The organism is Streptomyces sp. NPDC091412 (assembly GCF_044756885.1).
Lineage (GTDB): Bacteria > Actinomycetota > Actinomycetes > Streptomycetales > Streptomycetaceae > Streptomyces.
Window position 1 is genome coordinate 637250 of the sequence record NZ_JBIVTV010000001.1, and the last position, 25973, is coordinate 663222.

Consider the following 25973-nt stretch of genomic DNA (forward strand, 5'->3'; position numbering starts at 1 on the left):
TGTACTCGGGTGATGCGACAACGCGGCGTGGGGGTACCCCCGGCCGAAGGCTGGGGGAGTGCCGTGCCGGGCGCCGCGAGCCGGTGAACCTTTCCGATCACAGCACTAGGGACGGGACTGGGGTCGTGCGGCGCCTCCGGCGGAGCCGTTCTTGTCGAACCACAGCTTGTGCACGGCGACCTCGAGCATGCACTCGGTCTCGATCACGCCGTCGAGGGGGCGAACGCGCTCCTGGAGGAACCTCCACAGCTCGGTGCCGTCGGCCCCCGGAAGTGCCGGGGAGCGCGGCGAGACCGGCGCTCCCGCAGAGCCCGCCGACAGTTGTTGAAATCGTCACCTTTTACTTGACCTTGACCATCCGTTGTACAACTTTCCTCGCCTTGCCCGAACCCCCTGGCGCGTCCGCGACCTGCGTCTTTCAATGGTCGGCACCATGGCATCGATGCCCGCGTTCATCCGCCCCACCCGGATGACAAGAACCGCCTCCAGCCCCGCCGCCGGGCTCACCGCCGACGACGAGGTGCTCCTCGACGCGCCGGACGAACCCCTCGGCCCGGCGCTGGTCGCCGCCGCCCAGGGCGCGTACGGGCCCGCCGCGTCGCTGCTCGCCGGCACCCGGGAGGGGGCCCGGTGGGAGGAACGCGACCGGTACGCGACGCGGCTGGCGGCCATCGCCCGTTCCCGCCCGGAGTGGCTGGACACCTGGCGGGCCGCCGCCCCGCACGACCCGGACGCGCTGCTGGTCGCCGCCCAGCTCGCGGTCGACCGCGCCTGGGCCTCGCCCGCGCGGGCGGAGCTGCTGCGCGCGGTCAGCCCGCTGATCACGGCCGCCGCACGCGCCGACGGCCGTGACCCGGTGCCGTGGCGGGTCGCCCTGGACCACGCGCGCGGCAGCCGCGCCGGGCACCGGTACTTCGAGGAGCTGTGGGAGGCGGCGGTCCGCCGGGCCCCGCACCACTACGGCTGCCATGTGGCCGCCCTGCGCTATCTGGCGGCCTCCTGGCACGGATCGCACCGCGAGTGCTTCGACTTCGCCGACCTGGCCGCCCAGGACGCCCCGGCCGACTCGCTCGTCCAGGCGCTGCCGGTGCGGGCCGCCTTCGCCTATCTGACGGACGGTTGCGGGCCGCGGGTGCCGCGGGCCCGGCTGCACGCGGCGGCCGACCGGGCGATCGCCTTCTCCGACCGCTTCCCGGCGGCCGTGACCTGGCCCGCGGAGATCCGTAACCTGCTGACCTGCGTCCTGCTGCGGCTCGAACGCCACGAGGAGGCCCTCGCGCAGCTGCGCCTGGTCGGCCCGTACGCCACCTCCTTCCCCTGGGACCGGCTGTCGGACGACCCCCTCGGCCTCTTCCTGAAACTGCGCGTCAACCTGGGGCCGGTACCGCCCGCGCGGCCGTCCCGGCGCCCGCGATACGGGCTCGGCGGACGCGCCCGTCGCGGCGAGCATTAGGCTTTTGCGCCGTGACCACCGTCCGTCTTCCGCTCTTCCCCCTGAACACGGTGCTGTTCCCGGGACTGGTGCTGCCCCTGAACGTCTTCGAGGAGCGCTACCGCGCCATGATGCGCGCGCTGCTGAAGACGCCCGAGGACGAACCGCGCCGGTTCGCCGTCGTGGCGATCCGCGACGGCCACGAAGTGGCCGTGAGCGCCCCGGGCATGCCCGATCCGACCGCACTGCCCGAACGCGGCCCCGCCGCCGGCTTCGGCCCCGATCCGGCCAAGGCCTTCCACTCCGTGGGCTGCGTGGCGGACGCGGCGACGATACGGGAGCGGGCCGACGGCACCTTCGAGGTGCTGGCCACGGGCACGACCCGAATCCGGCTGCTGTCGGTGGACGCCTCCGGTCCGTACCTCGTGGCGGAACTGCAGGAGCTGACCGAGGAGCCCGGCGACGAGGCGGGCGCGCTGGCCGAGGGGGTGCTGCGGTCCTTCCGCCAGTACCAGAAGCGGCTGGCGGGAGCCCGGGAGCGGTCGCTGGCGACCGGTGCGGACCTGCCGGACGAGCCGGACGTCGTCTCCTATCTGGTCGCCGCCGCGATGATGCTGGACACACCGACGCGACAGCGTCTGCTCCAGGCCCCGGACACGGCCTCACGGCTGCGCGACGAGCTGCGGCTCCTGCGCTCGGAGACGGCCATCATCCGCAGCCTGCCGTCCTTGCCCGCGGCCGACTTGACAAAGGCTCCAACCAGCCAGAATTGACGCGACGGCCCGCTCTGCGTCTCCCTGAACACCGGCCCCGGCCGTATCGAGATCTTCCACATCCTCCACACGGAGAAGGACGGCTCGACGGTCACGCGGACCTGGCCCGGTCAACGTCTCCGGACAGGGGACGTTCCTCTCGTTCCGGCCCGTCTGGGAGGATGCGGCGGGTGGCGAAGAAGTCGAAGAAGCACCAAGGGGAAGAAGGGGCGCGCGGAGCGCGTCCGAACAAGGGCGGCGGGCGGCAGTCGGGCGGTACACCCGCGATGGTGGCGCTCACCGCGGCCGGGGTGCCGTTCACGGTCCACTCCTACGACCACGACCCCTCCCACCCCTCCTACGGCGAGGAGGCGGCCGAGGCGATGGGTGTGTCCTCGGACCGCGTCTTCAAGACGCTGGTGGCCGACGTCGACGGCGCCCTGACGGTGGCCGTGGTGCCGGTCGCGGGCTCCCTGGACCTCAAGGCCCTGGCGGCGGCGGTCGGCGGCAAGCGCGCGGCGATGGCCGACCCGGCCCTCGCGGAGCGCACCACCGGCTATGTCCGCGGCGGCATCTCCCCCCTCGGCCAGCGCAAGAGGCTCCCCACGGTCCTGGACGACTCGGCCCCCGCCCACGGCACCATCTGCGTCTCGGCGGGCCGCCGCGGCCTGGAGGTGGAACTGTCCCCCGGCGACCTGGTGGGTCTCACGAACGCGACCCTCGCCCCGATCGGACGCGCCTGACCAGCCGGCCCTCCCAGGGCCTGCCCGGCGCCGGTGAAACCGAGCACGAGCGCTCACACCCGGCCGTGTCCGGGTCTCGACGACGAAGGCCGCCGTCTTCGAGACCCTGACACCGCAGAGCCGCACGGCCGCGTCCATGACCCCGCGCGGGTCATAGGGCGCGATCGGCCGGTCCGAGGCGAGGGCGACCCGGCCGCCGGCGGCCAGGATGTCGGCGTAGCGCCACGCCTGGCCCCCGACCCGCACGCCGGGATCGCCACCGTCGCCCGCTCCTACCGCCGCGCCTTCGCCGCCCACCCGAACGCGGTCGGCCTGATCGGCGGACGCTCGGTGCGCACCACCATGGCCCTGAACCACTACGACGACATGCTGGCGGCGCTGCTGCGGGCCGGCCGGCCGGCCGACGACGCGATGCGGATCCTGCTCGCCATCGACTACCTGGCGCTCGGCGCCGCGCTGGCCCCTTCGCCGCCGGCTTCGGCCATCTCACCGGCACGACGGGCGGCGAGGACGACCACCCGCACCTCGGCGCGGCACTGGCCGCCGTCGACCCGGCGACCGTCGACGACCAGGCGTTCGAACGGGTTCTGGCCGCCCTCCTCGACACCCTGACGTGACCGGCCCGAACCCCCGGACCAGGCCGAACGGAACGCGGAAGGCGCGGCCGGAGGGCAACGGGCCGGGCGGCCCCGGCCCGCCGGCGTAATACCGCCCACTAGCCGAACGGCCCGGGCTGGGCTGGGCTGGGCTGGAAACCTCTCGAAGAGGACACGCAAGCGCAACGGGGCGCATGCGGAAGGGTCATGCGAAGCAGCCACCGCCCGGCGTGACCGGACGGGCGCACGGCGACGGGTCGCGCCCTGCGGTCGCGGTCCGAGGCGGGAGTTCGAAACCGTGTGACGTCTCGCGAACCGGTACTCGCGGCGGCCGCGCGGGCGGCACGAACCCGATGGCGGTCCCGTCCGGCGGCCGGCCCACCGGGAGCGGCCGGGACGCGCACGGACGGCACAACCGAGGAACCGGGCCGTCCGCCCCGCGCGTGCGGCTCACCGCGTACGGCTCACTCCGGCGGCAAGGTGGGTCCGAACACTGTCGTGTCCGGCTCCGGGTCCCGCGGCCCGAACAGGGCCGTCAACCCCAGGTGGACGATCAGCGCGGCCAGCGACCAGGCCAGCAGCGCCCCCAGGGCTTCGAGCTTCAGCGGTGCTGGGAACGTCACCCCTTTGCCCACGGCCTTGGCATGGGCGACCACGTCCTGCTCGGGCCCGAGCCACACCCCGAGCCGCCACGCCAGCAGCGACCCGAGCAGTCCTCCGACGCACAGGGCCACCACCAGCGGCACGCCCCCGCGCCGCCGCACCAGGAAGACGACCACGGCGCTCAGCACACCGAAGGCCAGAGCCAGCAGAGTGAACGTGCCGTCGACGCCGATCGCCTGCTCCCCCTCGGTGTCCTTGAGGTAGACGACCCAGTTGCTCCCGGACACATCGGCGATCAGCGGCACCCGGGGCGCCAGCCGCAGCCAGAGCAGTCCCAGCGGCACCCCGCAGAGCGCCACGGCGACCATGACGACGACGGCCTCCCGGACCTCGGCCGCCCATCCCGGCCCGTCCTGTTCGTACGCGGTCACCGGCCGGGCTCCGGCGGGCGGCACCTGCCAGGACTGCCAGGGCGAGACCGGCCCCGGCTGCGGGGCCTGCCCGGATCCCGATCCCGAGGACTCTGAGGACCCGGAATGCTGTGAGGAGCGCCGGCGCGGCGGTGGTGGCGGAGTCAACGGAGCGGTCACCTTGTCATCGTGCCAGTTGCGGGGGACGGCCGCGTCACCGGACGGCGGCCCGGCGATAGGCCCAGGTGGCGACGGCCAGCGAGACCACCCCGACCCCGGCGCAGACGGCCATGTCACCGGCCACCAGAGCCCAGTCGGGACGGGCCGCGAAGGTGTGCGCGTAGGCCTCCACGCCGTACGTGGACGGCAGCAGGTCGCGCAGCAGCCGTACGGCCCCGGGCATGCGGTCGGGCGGCAGCACGCCCAGCAGCAGCGCCGCCGACATGCCCAACTGGCCCAGCAGGGTGGCCAGTTCCGGGCGCGGGGCGAGCAGCCCGCAGGCCGCGCCGAGCCCGGAGAGCGCGGCACCGGCGAGCGGGATCACCGCCACCAGCACCCACAGGTTGCCGAGCGGCAGCCCGAACAGCACGCACCCGAACACGGCGGTCACCAGCGTGCCCGGCACCGTGAACGAGGCGTACGCGGCCGCCGCGCCCAGCACCACGGCCGCGGGCGGCACCGGCAGCGTCGCGTAGTGGTCGAGCCCGCCACTGGCCCGCAGCTGCCCGAAGTACTGGGCGAGCAGGTTCAGGGCGACGTAGGCGACGACGACGACCGAGGCGCCGGACACCACGAACCGGGCCTCGCCGCCACCGCTGACCACGCCCCGCATCATGATCATGATGCCGACGGACTGGAAGGTCGCCACGAACAGCAGCGGGATCCGCGCCACCCGCGCCCGGGACAGCTGGGCCCGGTACACGGCGGCCAGCGACGGCCACGGCCGCGCCCGCGGCCCGAGCGCGGCCGCCTCACCGGCGCCGCCGTCCTGTACGGCCGTCGCGCCCGGCAGCACACCGGCGGGTACGACACTCACGTCGAACTGCTCCCTTTCCCTGCGGCAGCGCACGCGGCCGGCTCACCTCCGGCAGCGAACGACGCCGCCGGCTTGTCCGCGGCGGCGCACGGGGCGGGCGCGGCAGCGTCTCCCGCACCGGACGGGTTCCTGCCGGCGCCCGCGTAGTCCTGCACGGATCCGCCGCTCCCCGCGCTCCTGCCACTCATGGCGCCCCCGCGGCTCATGACTTCACCAGCCCCTGCCGGGCGGCGCCGCCCAGGGCCAGGTACACGTCCTCCAGACTGGGCGTGGTCAGGGTGAAGTCGTCCAGGGCGGCGAAGGCGGCCCCGCCGGTGACCGTGGCGACGACGGCGCGGGCGTCCTCGGGCGCCAGCCGCAGCGTCCAGCGGCGACCCGACTCCACGGCCCGCTCCCTGAGCACGGCGACCTCCGCCACCTCCAGGGGCGCCCGCTCCCGCCACACCAGCTCGACCCGCACCTCGCCGGAGACCCGCTCCTTGAGCCGGGCCGGGGTGTCGCAGGCGATGACCCGGCCCTGGTCGAGGACGGCGACCCGGTCCAGGACCGTCTCGGCCTCGATGACGTTGTGGGTGACCAGGACGACGGTCGTACCGCGTTCGGCGCGCCGCCGGTCGACGGCGGACCACACCGCACGCCGGGCCACCGGGTCCATTCCGGTGGTCGGCTCGTCGAGCACCAGCAGCGGGCGCTCGCCGACCAGTGCGGCTGCCAGGCAGGCGAGCCGCCGCTGGCCACCGGAGAGCTTCTTCAGCGGGCGCCCGGCGATCGGGGTGAGGCCCAGTTCGTCGAGGACGGCGTCCCGCTCGGCACGCGCCTGCCGGAGATCCAGGCCGCGCAGCCGCCCGGTGGTCTCGGCGGCGAGCGAGACGGTCAGCTCGTCCAGGGCGGTGGACTCCTGCCCGAGGTAGGCGAGGATCCGCGCGGCCCGCTCGGGGTGCGCCACGATGTCGTGGCCGAGGATCTCGACCGTGCCGCTGTCGGGGCGCAGCAGTCCGGTGAGCTGGCGGACGAGGGTGGACTTGCCGGCGCCGTTCGGTCCGAGCAGCCCGAAGATCTCGCCGCGCCGGACGTCGAGTTCGACCGCGTCGGTGGCCAGCACCGCGGGTGTCCCGGGGGCGCCGCGCCGGCCGCGTACCGCGGGGTAGGTCCGGGTCAGTCCGCGCACCGCGCACACGACGCCGTCCCCGGGCCGAAATGCCTGTGCCGTGCGCGTACTCACAAGGGACGAGGGTACGGGGTCGCGGAGCCTCACTCGCCCTCGGGGCGCCCCGAACCGGTCCGGTCCGCGGTTCAGTCGGCGACGGGAGCGCGCTCGGTGGACGTCCGTACGTCGATCTCCCGCCAGAACCCCGCCCGGATGGCGTACCGGTCGTGCTCGTCGATCTGGTCGTCCTTGTGCGCGAGCAGACCGAAGCGGGCGGCGTAGCGCAGCAGCTCGCCGTCGACGCGGTGCGGGATCCGGGGGTACATCGACGACAGTTTCTGAAGGTGCCCCTGGTCGCCCAGCCGGTCCACCCAGCGCCGGGCGAAGACCTGTCCCACCTCGTACGGGTCGCCGCCGACGGTCGTGATGTCCTCCTCCCGGTCCGCCCACCGCTGCTCGGCCGTCGTCAGCTGGGCGAGCGTCGGCATGGAGGCGGCCTCGGGGGGCTCGGCGGGCAGGCCCGGCCGGTCCACCCAGCCCCGGTCCGAGGACCAGCGCAGGGTCGCCGTGGAAGGGTGCTGCGCGGGCGGGGTGCCGGGGGCGCGCAGGGCGGCGAGGTCCTTGGGGGTGGGCACGCCTTTGACGGCGGGCACCCGCTCCTCGGCGCCGCCCGCCCCCGCGGCGGCGGCCGGGTGCTGCCGCTGTTCGGCTGGGCCTTCGGCGGCCTGGGTGAGCGTGGACTCCGGCAGCGGCGCGGAGAGGATCGCGGCGATCTCGGGGCGGGGCGCGGGCGGTGGCGCGCAGATGCCGCCGAGTTCCTTGGCGCGCACGGCCTTCGTGATCCACGTGCGGTCCAGCACGCGCCGCTCGTCGGCCTCGGCGACCAGGTCCTCGGACTGGTTGTAGTCGCCGTCGGCGGCCTGCACCGCCCACAGGTGGACGGCGACGCCGTGCTCCTTGGCGGCCATCAGGCCGGGCAGCAGATCGCCGTCGCCGGTGACGAGGACGACGTCGGAGCAGGCGCGGTTGCGGGCCAGCTCGGTCAGTTCGGCGTGCATCGCGGCGTCCACGCCCTTCTGTGCCCAGCGTCCGTCGCTTCGGGTGAGCGCGCCGAGCCGGACGGTGACCCGGGGCATCACGCGCAGCCGGCGGTGCTCGGGCTGCGGTACGCGGTCGGGCGCGCCGTCGAACCAGTAGATGCGCAGCAGGGGCCGCTCCGTGTCGGACTCGGCCTGTTCACGCAGCCCCTGCACAAGGGCGGTGTGGTCGACGGTGATCCGGGACCGCGACGGTTCCCCGGCGAGAAGACTGGCCGCGGCGCCCAGCAGATACCCGGCGTCCACCAGGACGATGCAGCGGTCCACGCGATCCACCCTCTTTCCGGGAGGTTGCTTCGGCATGTGCTTCGGGATGTGCTTCGAGTCTGCCCGACCCGGCCGGGGTTAACGGCCCGAACTCGATCTTCGGCGTGGCGTTTCCGGCGCCCGCGCCCCGATGCCCCGCGTTACATACGGTAATTATCCAACATGCGTTCATTGTCGGCCTATGTGAATCTGGTCCCGGCCCTGGCCCCTAGATCCCCCACAGGAGGCTGATCACCATGGCCAAGAACCGCAAGCAGGACCGCAGCCGGCAGAAGGCGTCCGTGGCCGCGAACGGCCCGCAGGAGACGGAGCACTCCACGTCGGAGTCGCAGCCCGAGCATCACGCCCAGAGTCCGCAGACGAGTCCGACTGCCATGGCCCGCAAGGGACGTCAGAAGCGCTTCGGCCACAACTGAGTCCGGTCCATGGACTGTTGAACAAAGCGCGGTAATCGACGAGAGGGCGTACCCGATGCGCACGGGTACGCCCCTCGTTCATGTCAGCCGGCCAGGCAGGACGGGCCGAGCAGGACCTTCAGATCGCCGAACAACGCCGGATCCGGCTTGACCCGGTGCCGGTCCAGACGCAGCACCGTCGTCCTGCTCGGCCCCTGGAGCTTGATGCGGACCTCGCTGTCGCCCTTGTGGTGGCTGAGGATCTCACCGAGGCGGCTCACCATGGGCGGGGTCACCTTCAGTGCCGGGATGGTGAGGATCACCGGTGCGTTGCTCCCCGCGTTCGACAGGTCGGGGATCATCAGCTCCATCGCGACCAGGCGCGGCACGTCCTCGCGCTTGTCGAGGCGGCCCTTGACGAACACCACGGCGTCCTCGACGAGTTGGGTCGACACCAGCTGGTAGGTCGCCGGGAAGAACATGCACTCGATGGAGCCCGCCAGGTCCTCGACGGTGGCGATCGCCCAGGCGTTGCCCTGCTTGGTCATCTTGCGCTGGAGGCCGGAGATGATGCCGCCGATGGTGACGACCGCGCCGTCGGCGTGCTCGCCGCCGGTGAGCTGGGAGATGCCCGCGTCGGCCTTGTCCGCGAGCACGTGCTCCAGGCCGAACAGCGGGTGGTCGGAGACGTAGAGGCCGAGCATCTCCCGCTCCTGGGCGAGCAGGTACGTCTTGTCCCACTCCTCGGCGGAGAACTCCACGTCCAGCCCGAAGCCGGGCTCGTCGCTGGTCTCCTCGCCCATCCCGCCGAAGAGGTCGAACTGGCCCTCGGCCTCCTTGCGCTTGACCGCGACCACGTTGTCGATCATCGGCTCGTACTGCGCGGTGAGGCCCCTGCGGGTGTGCCCCATCTCGTCGAAGGCGCCCGCCTTGATCAGCGACTCCGTGGTGCGCTTGTTGCAGACCACCGCCTCGACCTTGTCGAGGTAGTCGGGGAACGAGGCGTACTTCCCCTTGGCCTTGCGGGACTTGATGATGGACTCGACCACGTTGGTGCCGACGTTGCGCACGGCGGACAGGCCGAAGAGGATCACGTCGTCGCCCTGCGCGGCGAAGTTCGACTGGGACTCGTTGACGTTGGGCGGGAGCACCCGGATGCCCATGCGGCGGCACTCGTTGAGGTAGACCGCCGACTTGTCCTTGTCGTCCTTGACGGAGGTCAGCAGGCCGGCCATGTACTCGGCGGGGTGGTTGGCCTTCAGATAGGCGGTCCAGTACGACACCAGGCCGTACGCGGCCGAGTGTGCCTTGTTGAACGCGTAGCCGGCGAAGGGGACCAGCACGTCCCACAGGGCCTGGATGGCCTCGTCGCTGAAGCCCTTCTTGCGGGCGCCCTCCTGGAAGATGGTGAAGTTCTTCGCCAGTTCCTCGGGCTTCTTCTTGCCCATCACACGCCGCAGCACGTCGGCCTCGCCGAGCGAGTAGCCGGCGACGATCTGGGCGGCCTTCTGCACCTGCTCCTGGTAGACGATCAGGCCGTAGGTGACGTCCAGGACCTCCTTGAGCGGCTCCTCCAGCTCCGGGTGGATGGGCGTGATCTCCTGCTGGCCGTTCTTGCGCAGGGCGTAGTTGGTGTGGGAGTTCATGCCCATCGGGCCCGGCCGGTACAGGGCCGAGACGGCGGAGATGTCCTCGAAGTTGTCCGGCTTCATCAGGCGCAGCAGGGAGCGCATGGGGCCGCCGTCGAACTGGAAGACACCGAGGGTGTCGCCGCGCTGGAGCAGTTCGAAGGTCTTGGGGTCGTCCAGCTCCAGGCCCAGGAGATCGATGTCGATCCCCTTGTTGGACTTCACCATCTTCACGGCGTCGTCCATGATCGTCAGGTTGCGCAGGCCGAGGAAGTCCATCTTCAGCAGGCCGAGCGACTCGCAGCTCGGGTAGTCCCACTGCGTGATGGTCACGCCGTCGGTGTGCCTCACCCAGACCGGGACGTGCTCGGTGATGGTCTCGCTGGACATGATCACGCCGGCCGCGTGCACGCCCATCTGCCGCACCAGGCCCTCCACACCGCGTGCGGTGTCGATGACCTTCTTCACGTCCGGCTCGTTCTCGTACATCCCCCGGACCTCGCCCGCCTCCGAGTAGCGGGGGTGCTCGGGGTCGGTGATGCCGGACAGCGGGATGCCCTTGCCGAGGACGTCGGCGGGCATGGCCTTGGTGATGCGGTCGCCCATCGCGTACGGGTAGCCCAGCACGCGCGCGGAGTCCTTGATCGCGTTCTTGGCCTTGATGGTGCCGTAGGTGCCGATCATGGCGACCTTGTCGGCGCCGTACTTCTCCGTCACGTACCTGATCACCTCGACGCGCCTGCGCTCGTCGAAGTCGATGTCGACGTCGGGCATGGAGATGCGCTCGGGGTTGAGGAACCGCTCGAAGATCAGGCCGTGCGGGATCGGGTCGAGGTCGGTGATGCCGAGCGCGTAGGCGACGATCGAGCCGGCCGCGGAGCCACGGCCGGGGCCGACCGCGATGCCGTTGTTCTTGGCCCACATGATGAAGTCGGCGACCACGAGGAAGTAGCCCGGGAACCCCATCTGGATGATGACGTCCATCTCGTACGCGACCTGCTTCTGGCGGTCCTCGGGGATGCCGCCGGGGAAGCGGCGCTCCATGCCGCGGCGGACCTCCTCCTTGAACCAGGTGACCTCGGTGTAGCCCTCGGGGATGTCGAACTTGGGCATGAGGTCGCGCTTCTCGAACATGCCGGTGGTGTCGACCATCTCGGCGACCAGGAGGGTGTTGGCGCAGCCCTCCTGCCAGGCGTCCGAGGAGTCGATGGCGTACATCTCCTCGGTGGACTTCAGGTAGTAGCCGGTGCCGTCGAACTTGAAGCGGTCGGGGTCGGAGAGGTTCTTGCCGGTCTGGATGCACAGCAGGGCGTCGTGGGCGCCGGCCTCGTGCGCGTAGGTGTAGTGCGAGTCGTTGGTGACCAGAGGCGGGATGCCGAGCTTCTTGCCGATCTCCAGCAGGCCGTCGCGGACCTTGCGCTCGATGTCGATGCCGTGGTCCATCAGCTCCAGGAAGTAGCGGTCCTTGCCGAAGATGTCCTGGTAGTCGGCGGCGGCCTTCAGGGCCTCGTCGAAGTGGCCGAGGCGCAGCCGGGTCTGGACCTCGCCGGAGGGGCAGCCGGTGGAGGCGACGATGCCCTCGGACCACTGGGAGATCGTCTCCTTGTCCATCCGGGGCCACTTCTGCAGCCAGCCCTCGGCGTAGGCGTCGGAGGAGAGGCGGAAGATGTTGTGCAGGCCGGTCCCGTTCACCGCCCACATCGTCTTGTGGGTGTAACCGCCGGAACCGGAGATGTCGTCCCGCTTCTGGTGCGGCTGACCCCATAGGATCTTGCGCTTGTTGCGCCGGGACTCAGGGGCGACATACGCCTCGATCCCGATGATCGGGGTGACTCCGGCCTTCTTCGCGGAGTGGAAGAAGTCGTACGCCCCGTGGAGGTTTCCGTGGTCGGACATGGCGATGTGCGTCATGCCCATCTCGTTGCAGGCGTTGAACATGTCCTTCAGCCGCGCGGCACCGTCCAGCAGCGAGTACTGGGTGTGGACGTGCAGGTGCGTGAACGGCGGCTTCGACACGGTTCGGCCTCCATGGACAACATAGACGACGTGCTGCGGACAGTCCGGGGGACAGCGTCGAAGTCTATGCCCCGGCACTGACACGCGGCCGCGTTCGCGCCGTACCTTCAGGCGGGACAGCGCGGGCACTCCGCCGCACCGCCGGACGTTGGTGTGGTGGAACGCCCAAGCCGGACCCACTCCACACGTCATGCACCACCTGCACCAGGAGGCACTCCGCGATGTCGGTCCCCCAGCTCAGCGACGAGCAGCGCGGCAAGGAGATCATCGCCGTCCTCGACACCGCCTTCGGCGAGCTCCTGGCCGACGATCCGGCCGCGTTCGGCATGAGGCTGCGGAGGATGGCCGCCTCGGCCCTCGCGTTCCACCGGGGCACGGCCTGTCTCTTCCACCACGACCTGGGCGCCGACCGGCGCGGCGGACCCTACCTCGACGACCGCACCTCGCGCGTGTGGATCCACGGCGACCTGCACGCGGAGAGCTTCGGCACCTACATGGACGCCGACGGCCGGCTGGTCTTCAGCGCCACCGGCTTCGACGAGGCCTACGTCGGCCCCTTCACCTGGGACCTCAAGCGGTTCGCCGCCTCTCTCGCCCTCGTCGGGTACGCCAAGGCGCTCAGTGACGACCGGATCACCGAGCTGGTGACGCTCTACGCGACCGCCTACCGCGACCGGATCCACGCCCTGGCCACCGGCGCCAAGAGCGACGAGGTGCCGCCCTTCACGCTGGACACGGCCGACGGCCCCCTCCTGGACACACTGCGTGACGCCCGTTCGCTGACCCGTGCCGGGCTGCTGGAGTCGATGACCGAGATCCGCGACTTCGAGCGCCGCTTCGCGCCCGGCGGCGGCGCGGTCGAGCTGGACGCGGCCACCCGCTACAAGGTCCTCGCGGCGTTCGACGGCTATCTGGAGACCCTGCCGGAGGCCTCACTGGCCCGCCCTGAGTCCTACCGCGTCAAGGACGTCGTCGGCCGCCACGGGATCGGCCCGGCCGGTCTGTCGTACGACATCCTCCTGGAGGGCCACAGCGACGCCCTGGAGCACGACGTGGTGATCTCCATCCAGCGGGCCCGGACCGCGGCGGCCTCCCGGCACATCACGGACCAGGCGATCCACGACCACTTCCAGCACGAGGGCCACCGCACGGTGGTCTGCCGGCGTGCCCTCCAGGCGCACACCGACCCGTGGCTGGGCTGGACCGAGCTGGACGGCGCCGGCCGGCTGGTCACCGAGGTCTCGCCGTACGCCGTGGACCTGGACTGGGACCACGTCGACGACCCGGAGGAGATCGCGCAGGTGGTCGCCGACCTGGGCCGGGCCACGGCCGCCATGCACGGGGCGGCGGACGACACGTCGGGCGAGTCCCTGGTGCCGTTCTCCACCGAGCGGGCCATCGACGCGGCGATCGCGGGCGACGAGGAGGGCTTCGCGCCACTGCTCGCCGACTTCGCGCACGCCTACGGCGCACGCGCGCGTGCCGACCACCGCATCTTCGTGGACCTGCTGCGCAACGGAGGGATCCCGGGTCTGTGACGGATGGGCCGCACACAGGAACCCTTTAGGGGTCTCTTACCGGCCCGCATGACAGACTCGTGTCTCGCTATGGACATATCCGGGACCAAACTCAGAGCCGTGCGCGCGGCGCTGTTCACGGCCGTGGTCGTGACGCTCAGCACCGCGTCGCACGTGCTGCTGTCACGGGTCCCGCTGCCGCTGAACACGGTGGCCGCGGTCGCGGTCGCCGTGTTCCTGCTCTCCTACGCCCTGGCCGGCCGTGAGCGCGGCTTCGGACGGATCGCCGCCCTGCTGGTCCCGTTGGAACTGGCGGCCGACACCGTCTTCACCACCGGCCAGCACCTCTGCTACGGCCCCGCGGGCGGCCCGGTCGCCGGTCCCCTGCGCTCGGTCGGCTTCGACGTGCTGTGCGGCGGGCACACCGACGTCGGCACCCCGCTGGCCCAGATGACCGGCACCGACACCGGCCGGCTGACCGCACTGCTCGCGCACGCCGACCCGGCCACGGCCTGGCTGCTGCTGGCCGCGCACGTCGCCGTCGGCCTGGTCGCGGCCGGCTGGCTGCGCCGCGGCGAGCGGGCGCTCGCCCAGCTGCTGTGCGCGGTGGCCGCCACGACCTTCCGGCCGCTGCTGCTCGCGGTGGCGGCGGTCACGGTGCGCAGCACCCGCTCGGTGGGCCGGCCGGCGCGTCCCGCGCCGCGGATCGCCGCGCTGCGCGCCCGCATCCTCGTGCACTCCCTGGGACGGCGCGGACCGCCGTGCCCGAACGCCCTCGCACTCGTCTGAGCGACGCCCCCGGGCGCCCCGAGCACGACCAGTCCCCATTCGTAGTCCCGCGCACGAAGCTGCGCGTCCCACAGGAGAACACCACCATGAGCAAGCGGAACAGCCAGACGGCGAAGACGGCGGCCCGGGAGCGGCTGCGCGCCGAGCGCGAGCGCGACGCCAAGCGGGCCAAGGCGAAGCGGCAGATAACCGTGGCCTGCGCGGTCGCGGCCGTGCTGGCGGCGGCCGGCGGCATCGGCTACGCCGTCGTCCAGGCCAACAAGCCCAGCCACTGGGAGGCCGTGAAGGACGAGAAGGTCGTCGCCCCGGCCAACACCACCGGCACCGACGGCACGACCGTGGTCATCGGCAAGAGCTCGGCCCAGAAGACCCTCAAGATCTACGAGGACCCGCGCTGCCCGATCTGCGGCCAGTTCGAGGAAGCGGTCGGCGCGACCGTCAAGAAGGACGTCGACGACGGCAAGTTCAAGCTCCAGTACATCGGCGGCACCTTCATCGACAACCACGACAACGGCGAGGGCTCCAAGAACTCGATGAGCGCCATGGGCGCCGCGCTCAACGTCAGCCCCGAGGCGTTCCTCGAGTACAAGTCCGCGCTGTACTCGAAGAAGTGGCACCCGGAGGAGACCGACGACAAGTTCAAGAGCGACGACTACCTCATCAAGGTGGCGGACACCGTGCCGGCCCTGAAGAACAACGCGTCGTTCCGCGACGACGTCAAGAGCGGCAAGTACGACGCCTGGGCGGTCGCCATGTCGAAGACCTTCGACAACAACAAGGACGGTGTGGACGGCACCCCGAGCCTGATCATGGACGGCAAGAAGGTGACCACCCCCGGCACCCAGAACCCGCCGATGACGGTGGACGAGTTCAACGCGGCGGTGGACGCGGCCCTCAAGGGCTGATCCCCGGGCGGCGCCGCCGCTTGCCGTGAATCCCGCGCGAAGAGCGGGCGAACCTTTTCCGGTTCGCCCGCTCTTCGCACTTACCGGTCAGTAATCTGATCGCCCGTGACCAGTCGACAGAGCCACCTCGAGAGCGCCGACTCACCCGTCGCGCGCCGCCGTACGTTCGTCAAGGCCGCGGCGGCGGGCGCCGTACTGGCGGGCCCGCTCGCCGCCGCGCTGCCCGCACGCGCCGCCACCGGTGCGCCCGCCTTCCTGCACGGCGTCGCCTCCGGCGATCCTCTGCCGGACGGCGTCCTGCTGTGGACCCGCGTGACCCCCGTCCCCGAGGCGGTACCCGGCTCCGGGCTGGGCCCGGACACCGAGGTGCGCTGGGCGGTGGCCGGGGACAGGGGGTTCAACGACGTCGTCGCCGAGGGCTCGACCACCGCGACGGCCGCCTCCGACCACACCGTCAAGGCCGACGTCCGGGGGCTGCGCCCGGCCACCGACTACTGGTTCCGCTTCTCGGCCGGGGGCACCGACTCCCCCATCGCCCGCACCCGCACCGCGCCCGCCGCCGACGCCGCCGTCGCCCACCTGCGTTTCGGCGTGGTCTCCTGCGCCAACTGGGAGGCCGGCCACTTCGCGGCCTACCGCCACCTCGCGGCCCGCGGCGACCTCGACGCCTGGCTGCACCTCGGCGACTACATCTACGAGTACGAGTCGGGGGAGTTCGCGGCCCGCGGCAAGGTGGTGCGGCCGCACGTCCCCGCGCACGAGATCCTCGGCCTCGCCGACTACCGCACCCGGCACGCGACGTACAAGACCGACCCCGATCTGCGGGCGCTGCACCACAGCGCGCCGGTCATCGCCATCTGGGACGACCACGAGTTCGCGGACAACGCCTGGTCGGGCGGCGCGGTCAACCACACCGAGGGCGCCGAGGGGACCTGGACCGCCCGCGCGGCGGCGGCCCGGCAGGCCTACTTCGAGTGGATGCCGGTGCGCACGGCGGTCGAGGGCACCACCTACCGGCGGCTGCGCTTCGGCAAGCTGGCCGATCTGTCCCTGCTGGATCTGCGTTCCTTCCGCTCGCAGCAGGCCGCCACGGGCAGCGGCTCGGTCGACGATCCGGACCGAACGATCACCGGACGCGCCCAACTCGACTGGCTGAAGGCCGGGTTGAAGGCGTCGAACACCACCTGGCGACTGGTCGGCAACTCGGTGATGATCGCGCCGCTCGTCATCGGCTCGCTCTCCGCCGACCTGCTGAGGCCGCTCGCCGAGCTGCTGGGGCTGCCGCGGGAGGGCCTGGCCATCAACACCGACCAGTGGGACGGCTACACCGACGACCGCCGCGAACTGCTGGCCCATCTGCGCGCGAACGCCATCCGCAACACCGTCTTCCTGACCGGCGACATCCACATGGCGTGGGCCAACGACGTCCCGGTGGACGCCGGCACGTACCCGCTGTCGGCGTCCGCCGCCACGGAGTTCGTGGTCACCTCGGTGACCTCCGACAACCTCGACGACTTCGTCAAGGTTCCCGAGGGCACGGTCTCGGCGATCGCCGCGCCGGTGATCCGCGCCGCCAACCGGCACGTCCACTGGGTCGACACCGACCGCCACGGCTACGGCGTGCTGGACCTGACCGCCGACCGCGCGCAGATGGACTACTACGTGCTGTCCGACCGCACGAGCCCGAACGCGACCTCGGCCTGGACCCGTTCGTACCGCACACGCAGCGGCACGCAGAAGATCGAACGCGCCTACGACCCGGTCTGAGCCCTGGTCGGCGGCCCCAGGGTCTTTCGTTTGGATCAGGCCGGATCAGGGAGCGGGGTCCGGTGCCGTGCATCGCACGGCGGAGGAGGGCGGCAGGGCGGAGCCCTGCCGACCGACGACAACGCGGCTGGGGGTACCCCCTGCTCGAAGAGCTTGGGGGAACGGTGCCAGGGCCCGCGAGCCCGGCCTGATCCAAACGAGAGGCCCTAGTCGGTTTCGAGCTCCGCGAGGAAGCCGAGCGCCACCCGCCAGGTGGCCTCGGCGGCCTCCTCGTCGTAGTCCGGCAGGTCGGGGTCGGTGTAGAGGTGGCCGGCCCCGGCGTAGCGGTAGACCTCCACATCGGCGCCGGTCCGGCCCATCTGGAGGTACCAGGCGCTCAACCAGTCGTCCGGCTCGAACGGGTCGGGCTCGGCCACGTGCAGCTGGACGGGCAGGCCGTCGGCGCTCGCGTTCGGCGCGACGTCCGAGGTGCCGTGCAGCAGGAGCAGTCCGCGGGCCTTCTCGTCGCCGAGGGCGAGCGTCTGCGCGGTGGCGGCCCCGAACGAGAACCCGGCGTAGACCAGGCCCCGCTCCGAGTAGGGCGCCGCGGCCAGCACGGCCCGCTTGAGCAGTTCGTCCTTGCCGATCGAATCCTGGCAGGCCCTGCCCTCCTCGACGGTGTCGAACGTACGGCCCTCGAAGAGATCCGGCGTCCACACCTCGTGCCCGGCGGCACGCAGCCGGTCCGCGGCCTGACGCACCGCGGGTCCGAGGCCGTAGGTCGAGTGGAAGAGCACGATGTTCATGGGCCCATGGTGCCAGCCGGGTACGACGGCGTCGGCCCACCGCGGTACGCCTCCGCCCGAAGAGAGCCTCGTCACACCGCCCCGCCCTACCCGCGATCTTCACATCCACACATGTTCACGCCGCGCGTCGCGGGTTAGGTTCGCAGGCATGGAGAACGTACTCCGCCCTCTGATCGTCGTCGGCGGCTCGGTCGTCCTCACACTGGTCATCGGCTGGGCCACCGACCTGCTGCTGCGCAAGGCCGACGAACGGCACCACGACAAGCCGTTGTGGGGCCTGCTGCGCCGTGCCCGCGTCCCCTACCAGCTCGTGCTGTGCGCCGCCCTGCTGCGCGGCTCCTACGACCAGGCCCAGTTGCTGGAGCAGCACCGGGTCGGCATCGGCCGGACGCTGACCCTGGTGCTGATCGGGTCGGCGGCCTGGCTGGTGATCCGGATCGCGGGAGCCGTCGTCGAGACCACGTACACGCGCTACGCCAACGCCCGGGCGCACCGGGATCCGGCCCGGGTGCGGCGGGTGCGCACCCAGGTCGAGCTGATCATGCGCGTGGTCTCGGCGGTGGTCATCGTGGTGGCGGCGGCCTCGATGCTGCTGACCTTCCCGGCGATGCGCGCGGCCGGTGCCTCACTGCTGGCCTCGGCCGGCCTCCTCGGCATCGTCGCCGGTGTCGCCGCGCAGTCCACGCTGAGCAACATGTTCGCGGGGCTGCAGATCGCCTTCGGCGACATGGTGCGGATCGGCGACACCGTGGTCGTCAACGGCGAGTGGGGCACGGTCGAGGAGATCACGCTGACCTTCCTGACGGTACGGACCTGGGACGAGCGCCGGATCACCATGCCGGTGTCGTACTTCACGTCCAACCCGTTCGAGAACTGGTCGCGCGGCACCCCGCAGATGACCGGCACCGTCTTCTTCCACCTCGACCACCGGGCGCCGATGGACGCGATGCGCGAGAAGCTGCGCGACATCCTGCGCGAGTGCCCGGCCTGGGACGGCCGCGCCTACAACCTGGTGGTCACGGACACGACGCCGACCACGATGCAGGTACGGGCGCTGGTGACGGCGAAGGACGCCGACGACATCTGGACGGTACGGGTCGTGGTCCGCGAGCAGATGCTCCGCTGGCTCTCCGAACACCACCCCTACGCCCTCCCCCGCGTCACCACAGCCAACGCCACCCCACCCCACGACGGCACGCCCCACCCCACCTTCGACAACTCCCGGCCGGCCTCAGGCTGACCACCCACCCACCGCCGGTACCCGAGCCCCGCGCTCCCCCGACCGGCAGGCGCACGTCCGTCCTCAGGACCACGCATCGACGCCGCTGGGCGGCCGGGGACACTCGTCGGCCGCCCAGCGGCACGCATGCCAGGAGAGCGCCCGCGCCCGCACAGCAGGCTCAGCCTGAGCGAACCACCCAGCCATCGCCGACTGGGAGCGGGCCGCCAGGCACCGGGACCTCCTTGGCCACGCAGACCGGTCGGGGCACGTCAGGCGCCCGGCCCCCACGCTCTCCCGACAGGCAGGCGCGCACCACCGGGGCCGGGCCCGCCGTCGTCGGTCCGGTCGCCGCGTACCGTCCGCGGTGATCGTCGGCCGCCCAGCGGCGCGTGTTCGGTGGCCGTGGGCGCGCTGCGGGCTCAGTGGCCGCGTTCCGCGCCGCCGTTCACCTGGATGATCTGGGAGGTGATGTGGCCGGCGGACGGGGAGGCGAGCCAGTGGAGGGTGGCCGCGATATCGCCCGGGGTGCCGGGGCGGCCGGTGGAGGTCTCGGCGATGAGCCCTTGGCGGCGGGCGTCGTCCATCGCGTCGCCGAAGAAGTCGGTGTCCTCGACGTACCCGGGCGCGACCAGGTTCACCGTGATCCCGCGCGGGCCCAACTGGCGGGCCAGATCGTGGGCGTAGGGATGCAGGGCGGCCTTGGAGGCGGCGTAGGCGCCGCTGCCCGAACCGCGGTAGGCGGCGATGGAACTGAGGAACAGCACCCGGCCGCCCGGCTCGGCGAGCCGCTCCTTGAGGGCCTCCGTGAGCAGCACGGCGGTCAGGGTGTTGATCCGGAAGTTGACCGACCAGTTGTCGGCGACGAGGTCGAGCGGATCCTCCCGCTCCACCCGGGGCTCCAGCCGGCCCGACCCTCCGGCGCTGTGGATCAGCACGTCCACCGCCCCGAGCTCGTCGGCCACGAACCGGGCGACCGACCGCACCCCGGCCACGTCCCCCACGTCCGCGGCGAACGTCAGCGCGCCCGGCACCCCGGCCCGGTGCAGCACCTCGCCCCGCCGCCCGAGCAGCAGCACCCGGTCCCCGTCGGCCGCGAAGGTCCGCGCCGCGGCGAGTCCGATCCCCGTTCCGCCCCCGCTGATGACGACGTTGCGACTCATGGTCGCGAGCGTACCGAGACGGCACCGGCCGGTCCCGTACGCCGAGCGGGGCTCACCGCAGACTGCGTACATCCAGGTGGCGCAGTACCCGGTCCACGATCTCCGGGTCGGCCCCCGGCTCCCGGCGCGCCGCCAGCACCTCGTGCCGTGCCGCGCTGAGCATCTCGCTCTGGATCCGCCGCAACCGCTTCAGCCGCCGTACGCGCTTGTCGTGGCCCTCCCGGCGCTCCTCCTCACCCCACTGCGGGCTGATCCGCAGCCCGATGTCGAAGGCCCGCCGCAGCATCTGCTCGGACAGCTCCTCCGGCAGTTCCTCGACCGCCTCGATCTCCCGCAGCCGCCGCCTGGCCGCCCGCGCCGCCCGCGCCGCCAGCTCCTCCTCGAACGCCTTCTCCCGTTCGGTGTCCGCCCGCACCCCCAGCCGTTTGACCAGCCACGGCAGTGTGAGCCCCTGGAGCACCAGCGTCGCCATGATCACCCCGAAGGCGATGAACACGATCTCGTCCCGGTCGGGGAAGGGCGCGCCGCTGTCCGTCTTCAGCGGAATGGCCAAGGCGAGCGCCACCGAGGCCACACCGCGCATTCCGGACCACCACATGACGACGCTCTCCCGCCAGGTCATGGGGATGTCCTCCTCGTAGTCCCGCAGCGCGTGCAGCCGTCTGGTGAGCCAGGAGGCCGGCAGCAGCCACACCAGTCGTACGAGCACCACCACGGCCACGACCGCGCCCGCCCAGCCCAGCAACTCGCCCCACCGGCCCGATGCGGTGCGCAGCGCGTTGTGCAGTTCGAGGCCGATCAGCCCGAACGCGACCCCGGTGACGAGCGTGTCCACGACGTCCCAGACGGTGTGCCCGGCCAGCCGGGTCAGCACGTCGTCGGCGTCGGAGGCGTACTCGGCGAGGAACAGCGCGGTGGTGAGAACGGCGAGGACGCCGGAGCCGTGGAGCTCCTCGGCCAGCACGTAGGAGGCGTACGGCACGAGCAGCGTCAGCCCGATCTGCAGGGTCGGGTCCCCCAGCAGGTCCAGCACCTTGTTCGTGCCCCAGCCGAGCGCCATGCCCACGGCCACCGCCACCACCGCGGACAGCACCAGGTCGAGCCCGGCCCGCCAGGCCGAGAACTCCCCGCTGACGGCGGCGGCGATCGCCACGTGGTAGAGGACGATGGCGGTGACGTCGTTGAACAGCCCCTCGCCCTCCAGGATCGACACCAGGCGGCGCGGCAGCCCGAGCTGCCCGGCCACCGCGGTCGCCGCGACCGGGTCGGGCGGCGCGACCAGCGCGCCCAGGGCCACGGCCGCGGCGACGGACAGCCCCGGCACGATGGCGTGCGAGACGAGGGCGACGCAGAAGGTGGTGACGAACACCAGCGCCACGGCCAGCAGGAAGATCGGCCGTTTGTGCGCCGTGAACTGCCGCCAGGAGGTACGCCGTACGGCGGCGTAGAGCAGCGGCGGCAGCAGGGTGGGCAGGATCAGCGCGGGCGGGATGTCGACGTTCGGCACGAAGCCGAGCAGCGCCAGGACGATCCCGAGCAGCGTCATCAGGACCGGCGCGGGCAGCCCGAACCGGTCGCCGACCGGGACGCTGATCACGGCCCCCAGCAACACGACGAACAGCAGGGCCAACTGATCCACGCTCAGCGCTCCGGGACGTCGGACGTTCACACGACAGGCTTCCAGCCTGCCACGCCACCCCGCTCACCGGCCGCTTCGCGCCCGTGGACTACAAGGCGCGCCGCATCGCCCGGTGCGGGATGCCGGCGTCGGGGAACTCAGGTCCGTACGCCTCGTATCCCAGCCGCTCGTAGAAGCCGAGTGCGTGGCTCTGCGCGTGCAGGTCCACCGCCGAGAGGCCGCGCGCGCGTGCCGCGTCCTCGATGGCACGCACCAGGGCCGCGCCGACACCCAGCCCGCGCGTGTCCCCGGTGACGGCGAGCCGCCCCAGGGAGCCGACCGCCGGGTCGCCGCCCGTCTTCGCGGTGACCTCCGCGCCGTACAGCAGCCGCCCGGTGCCGAGCGGCACGCCGTCCTCGCGGACCGCGAGCACGTGCACCGCGAGGGCGTCGTACGCGTCGTACTCGATGTCCTGCGGAACGCCCTGCTCCACGACGAAGACCTCCTTGCGCACCGCGAAGCAGGCCTCGCGGTCGGCGGGGTCCTCGGCGACACGCACCTCGTACGGCAGGCTCATGCGTATGTCTCCTCGCGGACCTGGTCCAGGGCTTTCCGAAGGTCCTCGGGGTAGTCGCTGGTGAACTCCACCCACTGGCCGTCGCCGGGGTGCTCGAAGCCGAGCCGCACCGCGTGCAGCCACTGGCGGGTCAGCCTCAGCCGCTTGGCGAGGGTGGGGTCGGCGCCGTAGGTCAGGTCGCCGACGCAGGGGTGGCGGTGTGCGGCCATGTGGACGCGGATCTGGTGGGTGCGCCCGGTCTCCAGCTTGACGTCGAGCAGGGAGGCGGCGCGGAACGCCTCGATCAGGTCGTAGTGCGTGACGGAGGGCTTGCCGTCGGCGGTGACCGCCCACTTGTAGTCGTGGTTCGGGTGCCGGCCGATGGGCGCGTCGATGGTGCCGCTGGTCGGGTCGGGGTGGCCCTGGACCAGGGTGTGGTACCGCTTGTCGACCGTGCGCTCCTTGAACTGGCGCTTGAGCGACGTGTACGCGTACTCGGACTTGGCGACCACCATCAGGCCCGAGGTGCCGACGTCGAGGCGGTGCACGATGCCCTGGCGCTCGGCGGCGCCGGAGGTGGAGATGCGGTAGCCGGCCGCCGCGAGGCCGCCGATCACGGTCGGACCGGACCAGCCCGGACTGGGGTGCGCGGCGACGCCGACCGGCTTGACGATCACGACCACGTCATCGTCGTCGTGCACGATCTCCATGCCCTCGACCGGCTCGGCGACCACCTGCACGGGTGCGGGTGCCTGCGGCATCTCGACCTCCAGCCAGGCACCGCCGTGCACCCGCTCGGACTTGCCGGCCACCGTGCCGTCGACCAGCACCTTGCCCGCGGCGGCCAGCTCCGCCGCCTTCGTACGGGAGAAGCCGAACATCCGGGAGATGGCGGCGTCGACGCGCTCGCCCTCCAGGCCTTCGGGCACGGGCAGGGTACGGATCTCGGGAAGCGTGCTCACCCGTCGAGTATGCCGGACCGGTCCGGCGGTCCCGTCCCGGGCTCAGTCCTTGTGGACGGTCCCGTCCGGGTCCAGGCCGCGGAAGGAGAGCAGCACGATCAGGATTCCACCGCACACGATCGCCGAGTCGGCGAGGTTGAACACGGCGAAGTGCTTGGGCGAGATGAAGTCGACGACCGCGCCCTCGAAGACGCCCGGCGCGCGGAAGAGCCGGTCGGTGAGGTTGCCCAGCGCACCGCCGAGCAGCAGGCCGAGCGCAATGGCCCAGGGCAGGCTGTAGAGCTTGCGCGCGAGGCGGGCGATCACCACGATCACGGCGGCCGCGATGACCGTGAAGATCACGGTGAAGGCCTCGCCGAAGCCGAAGGCGGCGCCCGCGTTGCGGATCGCCTCCAGTTGCAGCCAGTCGCCGATGAGCTGGATCGGCGGGCGGTGCTCCAGCTTGGCCACCACGAGCATCTTGCTGGCCAGATCGAGGGCGTAGGCGATGACCGCGACCGTGAACAGCACGGCGATCCGGCGCCGGCCGCGCGGCCGCTCGGCGGCGGTTGCCCGTCCGTCCGCGCCGGCCGGCGTCCCGCTCGTCCCGTCCACGCCCGCCGCCGTGCCGTCGGTGCCGGGCCGGCCGGCCGGGTCCTGTGCCCCTTCGGCGCCGGACGGGCCGCCCCGCCCGACGTTCCCTCCGGGGCGCTGCCGCCCCGCTCCCGCCGCATCCGGAGTGTCCGGCGTACCGATGATGCGCTCCGCCTCTGCCACGTGAGTCCCTTGACCTAGGTACCTGACTGAGGACGAGACTACGGCACGCCTCGCACCCGGTTCAGTACCGGCGTTCCTGCTTCTGCTTGCACGCCACGCACAGGGTGGCGCGTGGGAAGGCCTGCATGCGGGCCTTGCCGATGGGGTCGCCGCAGTTCTCGCACAGGCCGTAGGTGCCCGCGTCGAGCCGTTGCAGGGCGCGCTCGGTCTGGGTGAGCATCTCGCGCGCGTTGGCGGCGAGCGCCATCTCGTGCTCGCGCGTGATGTTCTTGCTGCCGGTGTCCGCCTCGTCGTCGCCCGCGCCGTCACCGGAGTCCCGCATCAGGCCCGCGAGGGACTCCTCGGACGAGGTGATCTCCTTGCTCAGCCGCTCCATCTCGGACTCCAGCTCCGCGCGGGCCTCCGAGACCTCCTCCGGGGTCCAGGGATCCTCGCCCGGGCGGACCGGGAGGTCTCCCGGTTCCACCGCCGCGGCGATGCGCGCCTTGGGCACGGCGGTCTTCGCCGCCGCGGCCGTGCCAGGAGTCTTCTTCGCAACCACCGTCGTGGCTCCCGTCTGCTTCGCGGCCCGCGCCGCGCCCACCTTCTTGGCCGTCCTCTTCCTGCCCCCACCCGCTCCGGAGACACCAGGAGCCGCCACGCGACCCGCACCGTCCCCATCCCCCTGCGCCGCCGCATCCGCACCGCCGCCCCGGTCGGGGACCGTCCCCGCGGTCGCCCTCCTGGCGGCCTTCCTCCGTTCGCCCGCCCCCGCCGAGCCCGCGCCGGCACCCGCCCCGCCACCAACGCCCCGCTCCCGCGCGTCCACCTCCCCGGCAGCCACACCCCCACCGGCGGCGACCACCCTCCCGCGAGCACCCTTCCCACCCGCCTTCTCGGCGGCGGCAGCGCTCCGACCACCCGCCCCCGCCCCGGCCGCCTCCCGCACCGAGGCCTCGTAGGCACCTGTCCCGTCACGGACGGACTGCTCCCGCGCGTCCACCTCCCCGGCAGCCGCGTCCCGGCCGGCGGCGCCCCCCTTCCCGTGAGAGCCCTTTCCACCCGCCTTCTTCCCGGCAGCCGCCTTCTCGGCGGCGGTGTCGTGGGCACCCCCGCTCCCGCCGCCGGGGTGCCCGCCCCCGGCGCGCCCAGCAATCGTCTCCTCGGCGCCCGCCCCGGCACCCGGCCGCTCGGCGGACGCCTTCTTCGCGGCCGTCCGACCGGTACGGGCGCCCCTGTCGGCGGCCTCCGCCGTCCCGAGGCCCTCGGCGGCCTTCTCCTCCACGTCCGGGGCTTCGGCGGTGGACTTCTTCGCCGTGGCCCGCTTGTTCAGGGACTTCTTCGCCGCGGCGCCCTTGGCGCCGGGCCGCTTCCCCGACGCCGCCTCCGGCGGGGCCTCGCCCGCCACGGGCTTCTTCGCGGCCGCCCTCTTCGCCGTCGTCTTCCGCGCGCTCTTCGCGGGAGCCGCCTCCGCGGATTCCGGAAGGGCCGCCGGCCTCTCCCCCACGGCCTCCGACGCGGTGGCCTTCCGCTCCTCGCCCGACCTCGCGGCAGCCGGTTCCTCCCCCGCCGGGCCGGTCCCGGCCGGCCGGGACCGGCCCGGCTTGGCCGTGTTCGCCCTGGTCGTCGGGCCCCTGCGCCCGCGTCCCGTCACCGGTCCGGCCTTGGCCGTCTGCTTCGGCGTGACCCTGTCCTTCATGGCCACCACCTCCTTCGCGGCCGTGCCTGACGCCCTGGCCGCCGCTCGGGTGGTCTTCCTGGCCGCGCCGGCGGCGGAATCGGGGACGGTGCCCCGGGACCTGCCGGACGCCGACTGCTCGGCGGTCTTCTTCGCC

The 25973-nt window shown here is 72.4% G+C and carries 22 protein-coding genes; 10 read left to right on the plus strand and 12 right to left on the minus strand.

The features are described 5' to 3' along the window. Positions 1-421 precede the first annotated feature (421 nt). From ACIQMV_RS02900 to ACIQMV_RS02915, 4 genes are all read left to right on the plus strand, one after another. Positions 422-1453, plus strand: coding sequence for a hypothetical protein (locus ACIQMV_RS02900; RefSeq protein WP_402590639.1), 1032 nt, complete (start codon positions 422-424; stop codon positions 1451-1453). An 11-nt stretch (positions 1454-1464) separates the two neighbouring features. After that, positions 1465-2205, plus strand: coding sequence for an LON peptidase substrate-binding domain-containing protein (locus ACIQMV_RS02905; protein ID WP_402590641.1), 741 nt, complete (start codon positions 1465-1467; stop codon positions 2203-2205). A gap of 170 nt (positions 2206-2375) precedes the next feature. Next, complete coding sequence (gene ybaK, locus ACIQMV_RS02910; RefSeq protein ID WP_402590643.1) at positions 2376-2927, plus strand: Cys-tRNA(Pro) deacylase; 552 nt, start codon at positions 2376-2378, stop codon at positions 2925-2927. 33 nt (positions 2928-2960) lie between these two features. Next, complete coding sequence (locus tag ACIQMV_RS02915; protein WP_402590645.1) at positions 2961-3539, plus strand: TetR/AcrR family transcriptional regulator C-terminal domain-containing protein; 579 nt, start codon at positions 2961-2963, stop codon at positions 3537-3539. A 448-nt stretch (positions 3540-3987) separates the two neighbouring features. Here ACIQMV_RS02915 and ACIQMV_RS02920 read toward each other — a convergent pair whose 3' ends face one another. From ACIQMV_RS02920 to ACIQMV_RS02935, 4 genes are all read right to left on the minus strand, one after another. Next, the gene (locus ACIQMV_RS02920) at positions 3988-4716 is read right to left on the minus strand and encodes an AAA family ATPase (RefSeq protein WP_141361788.1); all 729 of its coding nucleotides are present in this window, start codon (positions 4714-4716) and stop codon (positions 3988-3990) included. 34 nt (positions 4717-4750) lie between these two features. After that, the gene (locus ACIQMV_RS02925) at positions 4751-5572 is read right to left on the minus strand and encodes an ABC transporter permease (RefSeq protein ID WP_402590647.1); all 822 of its coding nucleotides are present in this window, start codon (positions 5570-5572) and stop codon (positions 4751-4753) included. Between the two features lie 202 nt (positions 5573-5774). Continuing rightward, a complete protein-coding gene (locus tag ACIQMV_RS02930; protein WP_402590973.1) occupies positions 5775-6749 on the minus strand; it encodes an ABC transporter ATP-binding protein in 975 nt (324 codons plus the stop codon). A gap of 116 nt (positions 6750-6865) precedes the next feature. Continuing rightward, a complete protein-coding gene (locus ACIQMV_RS02935; protein WP_402590649.1) occupies positions 6866-8083 on the minus strand; it encodes an NYN domain-containing protein in 1218 nt (405 codons plus the stop codon). A gap of 236 nt (positions 8084-8319) precedes the next feature. Between ACIQMV_RS02935 and ACIQMV_RS02940 the strand changes: the two genes are divergently transcribed. Then, the gene (locus ACIQMV_RS02940; RefSeq protein ID WP_141366752.1) at positions 8320-8499 is read left to right on the plus strand and encodes a hypothetical protein; all 180 of its coding nucleotides are present in this window, start codon (positions 8320-8322) and stop codon (positions 8497-8499) included. Between the two features lie 83 nt (positions 8500-8582). Here ACIQMV_RS02940 and dnaE read toward each other — a convergent pair whose 3' ends face one another. Beyond that, positions 8583-12122: a DNA polymerase III subunit alpha gene (gene dnaE, locus ACIQMV_RS02945; protein WP_402590651.1), complete on the minus strand. Its 3540-nt coding sequence runs from the start codon at positions 12120-12122 to the stop codon at positions 8583-8585. 221 nt (positions 12123-12343) lie between these two features. On the opposite strand from dnaE, the gene ACIQMV_RS02950 reads away from it, so the two are divergent. The 4 genes from ACIQMV_RS02950 to ACIQMV_RS02965 all read left to right on the plus strand — a co-directional run bounded on the left by ACIQMV_RS02950 (position 12344) and on the right by ACIQMV_RS02965 (position 17100). Then, complete coding sequence (locus tag ACIQMV_RS02950; RefSeq protein ID WP_402590653.1) at positions 12344-13660, plus strand: DUF2252 domain-containing protein; 1317 nt, start codon at positions 12344-12346, stop codon at positions 13658-13660. 69 nt (positions 13661-13729) lie between these two features. Beyond that, positions 13730-14428, plus strand: a complete 699-nt coding sequence (locus tag ACIQMV_RS02955; RefSeq protein WP_402590655.1) for a hypothetical protein — start codon at positions 13730-13732, stop codon at positions 14426-14428. 86 nt (positions 14429-14514) lie between these two features. Continuing rightward, entirely contained in the window at positions 14515-15333 is an 819-nt protein-coding gene (locus ACIQMV_RS02960; RefSeq protein WP_402590657.1) for a thioredoxin domain-containing protein, read from the plus strand. A 105-nt stretch (positions 15334-15438) separates the two neighbouring features. Then, entirely contained in the window at positions 15439-17100 is a 1662-nt protein-coding gene (locus ACIQMV_RS02965; RefSeq protein ID WP_402590659.1) for an alkaline phosphatase D family protein, read from the plus strand. Between the two features lie 206 nt (positions 17101-17306). Here ACIQMV_RS02965 and ACIQMV_RS02970 read toward each other — a convergent pair whose 3' ends face one another. Beyond that, positions 17307-17885, minus strand: a complete 579-nt coding sequence (locus ACIQMV_RS02970; protein WP_402590661.1) for a dienelactone hydrolase family protein — start codon at positions 17883-17885, stop codon at positions 17307-17309. Between the two features lie 148 nt (positions 17886-18033). On the opposite strand from ACIQMV_RS02970, the gene ACIQMV_RS02975 reads away from it, so the two are divergent. After that, complete coding sequence (locus tag ACIQMV_RS02975; protein WP_402590663.1) at positions 18034-19125, plus strand: mechanosensitive ion channel family protein; 1092 nt, start codon at positions 18034-18036, stop codon at positions 19123-19125. 401 nt (positions 19126-19526) lie between these two features. Here the strand turns inward: ACIQMV_RS02975 and ACIQMV_RS02980 are convergent, their stop codons facing one another. The 6 genes from ACIQMV_RS02980 to ACIQMV_RS03005 all read right to left on the minus strand — a co-directional run bounded on the left by ACIQMV_RS02980 (position 19527) and on the right by ACIQMV_RS03005 (position 25141). Further along, positions 19527-20267 carry an SDR family NAD(P)-dependent oxidoreductase gene (locus ACIQMV_RS02980; RefSeq protein ID WP_402590665.1) on the minus strand — a complete coding sequence of 247 codons (741 nt, stop codon included), beginning with the start codon at positions 20265-20267 and terminating at the stop codon, positions 19527-19529. A gap of 52 nt (positions 20268-20319) precedes the next feature. Continuing rightward, positions 20320-21906, minus strand: coding sequence for a Na+/H+ antiporter (locus ACIQMV_RS02985; protein ID WP_402590667.1), 1587 nt, complete (start codon positions 21904-21906; stop codon positions 20320-20322). 88 nt (positions 21907-21994) lie between these two features. Further along, a complete protein-coding gene (locus ACIQMV_RS02990; protein ID WP_402590669.1) occupies positions 21995-22462 on the minus strand; it encodes a GNAT family N-acetyltransferase in 468 nt (155 codons plus the stop codon). Next, a complete protein-coding gene (locus tag ACIQMV_RS02995; protein ID WP_402590671.1) occupies positions 22459-23403 on the minus strand; it encodes an RluA family pseudouridine synthase in 945 nt (314 codons plus the stop codon). The genes ACIQMV_RS02990 and ACIQMV_RS02995 overlap by 4 nt, the downstream gene beginning before the upstream one ends. Before the next feature lie 42 nt (positions 23404-23445). After that, complete coding sequence (gene lspA, locus ACIQMV_RS03000) at positions 23446-24159, minus strand: signal peptidase II (RefSeq protein WP_402590673.1); 714 nt, start codon at positions 24157-24159, stop codon at positions 23446-23448. A 61-nt stretch (positions 24160-24220) separates the two neighbouring features. Next, positions 24221-25141, minus strand: coding sequence for a TraR/DksA family transcriptional regulator (locus tag ACIQMV_RS03005; protein WP_402590974.1), 921 nt, complete (start codon positions 25139-25141; stop codon positions 24221-24223). Between the last annotated feature and the right edge of the window lie 832 nt (positions 25142-25973).

Coding starts and splice junctions, on each gene's coding strand:
- ACIQMV_RS02900 (WP_402590639.1), top strand. CDS start 422: ATGGTCGGCACCATGGCATCGATGCCCGCGTTCATCCGCCCCACCCGG.
- ACIQMV_RS02940 (WP_141366752.1), top strand. CDS start 8,320: ATGGCCAAGAACCGCAAGCAGGACCGCAGCCGGCAGAAGGCGTCCGTG.
- ACIQMV_RS02950 (WP_402590653.1), top strand. CDS start 12,344: ATGTCGGTCCCCCAGCTCAGCGACGAGCAGCGCGGCAAGGAGATCATC.
- ACIQMV_RS02955 (WP_402590655.1), top strand. CDS start 13,730: ATGGACATATCCGGGACCAAACTCAGAGCCGTGCGCGCGGCGCTGTTC.
- ACIQMV_RS02960 (WP_402590657.1), top strand. CDS start 14,515: ATGAGCAAGCGGAACAGCCAGACGGCGAAGACGGCGGCCCGGGAGCGG.
- ACIQMV_RS02970 (WP_402590661.1), bottom strand. CDS start 17,885: ATGAACATCGTGCTCTTCCACTCGACCTACGGCCTCGGACCCGCGGTG.
- ACIQMV_RS02975 (WP_402590663.1), top strand. CDS start 18,034: ATGGAGAACGTACTCCGCCCTCTGATCGTCGTCGGCGGCTCGGTCGTC.
- ACIQMV_RS02980 (WP_402590665.1), bottom strand. CDS start 20,267: ATGAGTCGCAACGTCGTCATCAGCGGGGGCGGAACGGGGATCGGACTC.
- ACIQMV_RS02990 (WP_402590669.1), bottom strand. CDS start 22,462: ATGAGCCTGCCGTACGAGGTGCGTGTCGCCGAGGACCCCGCCGACCGC.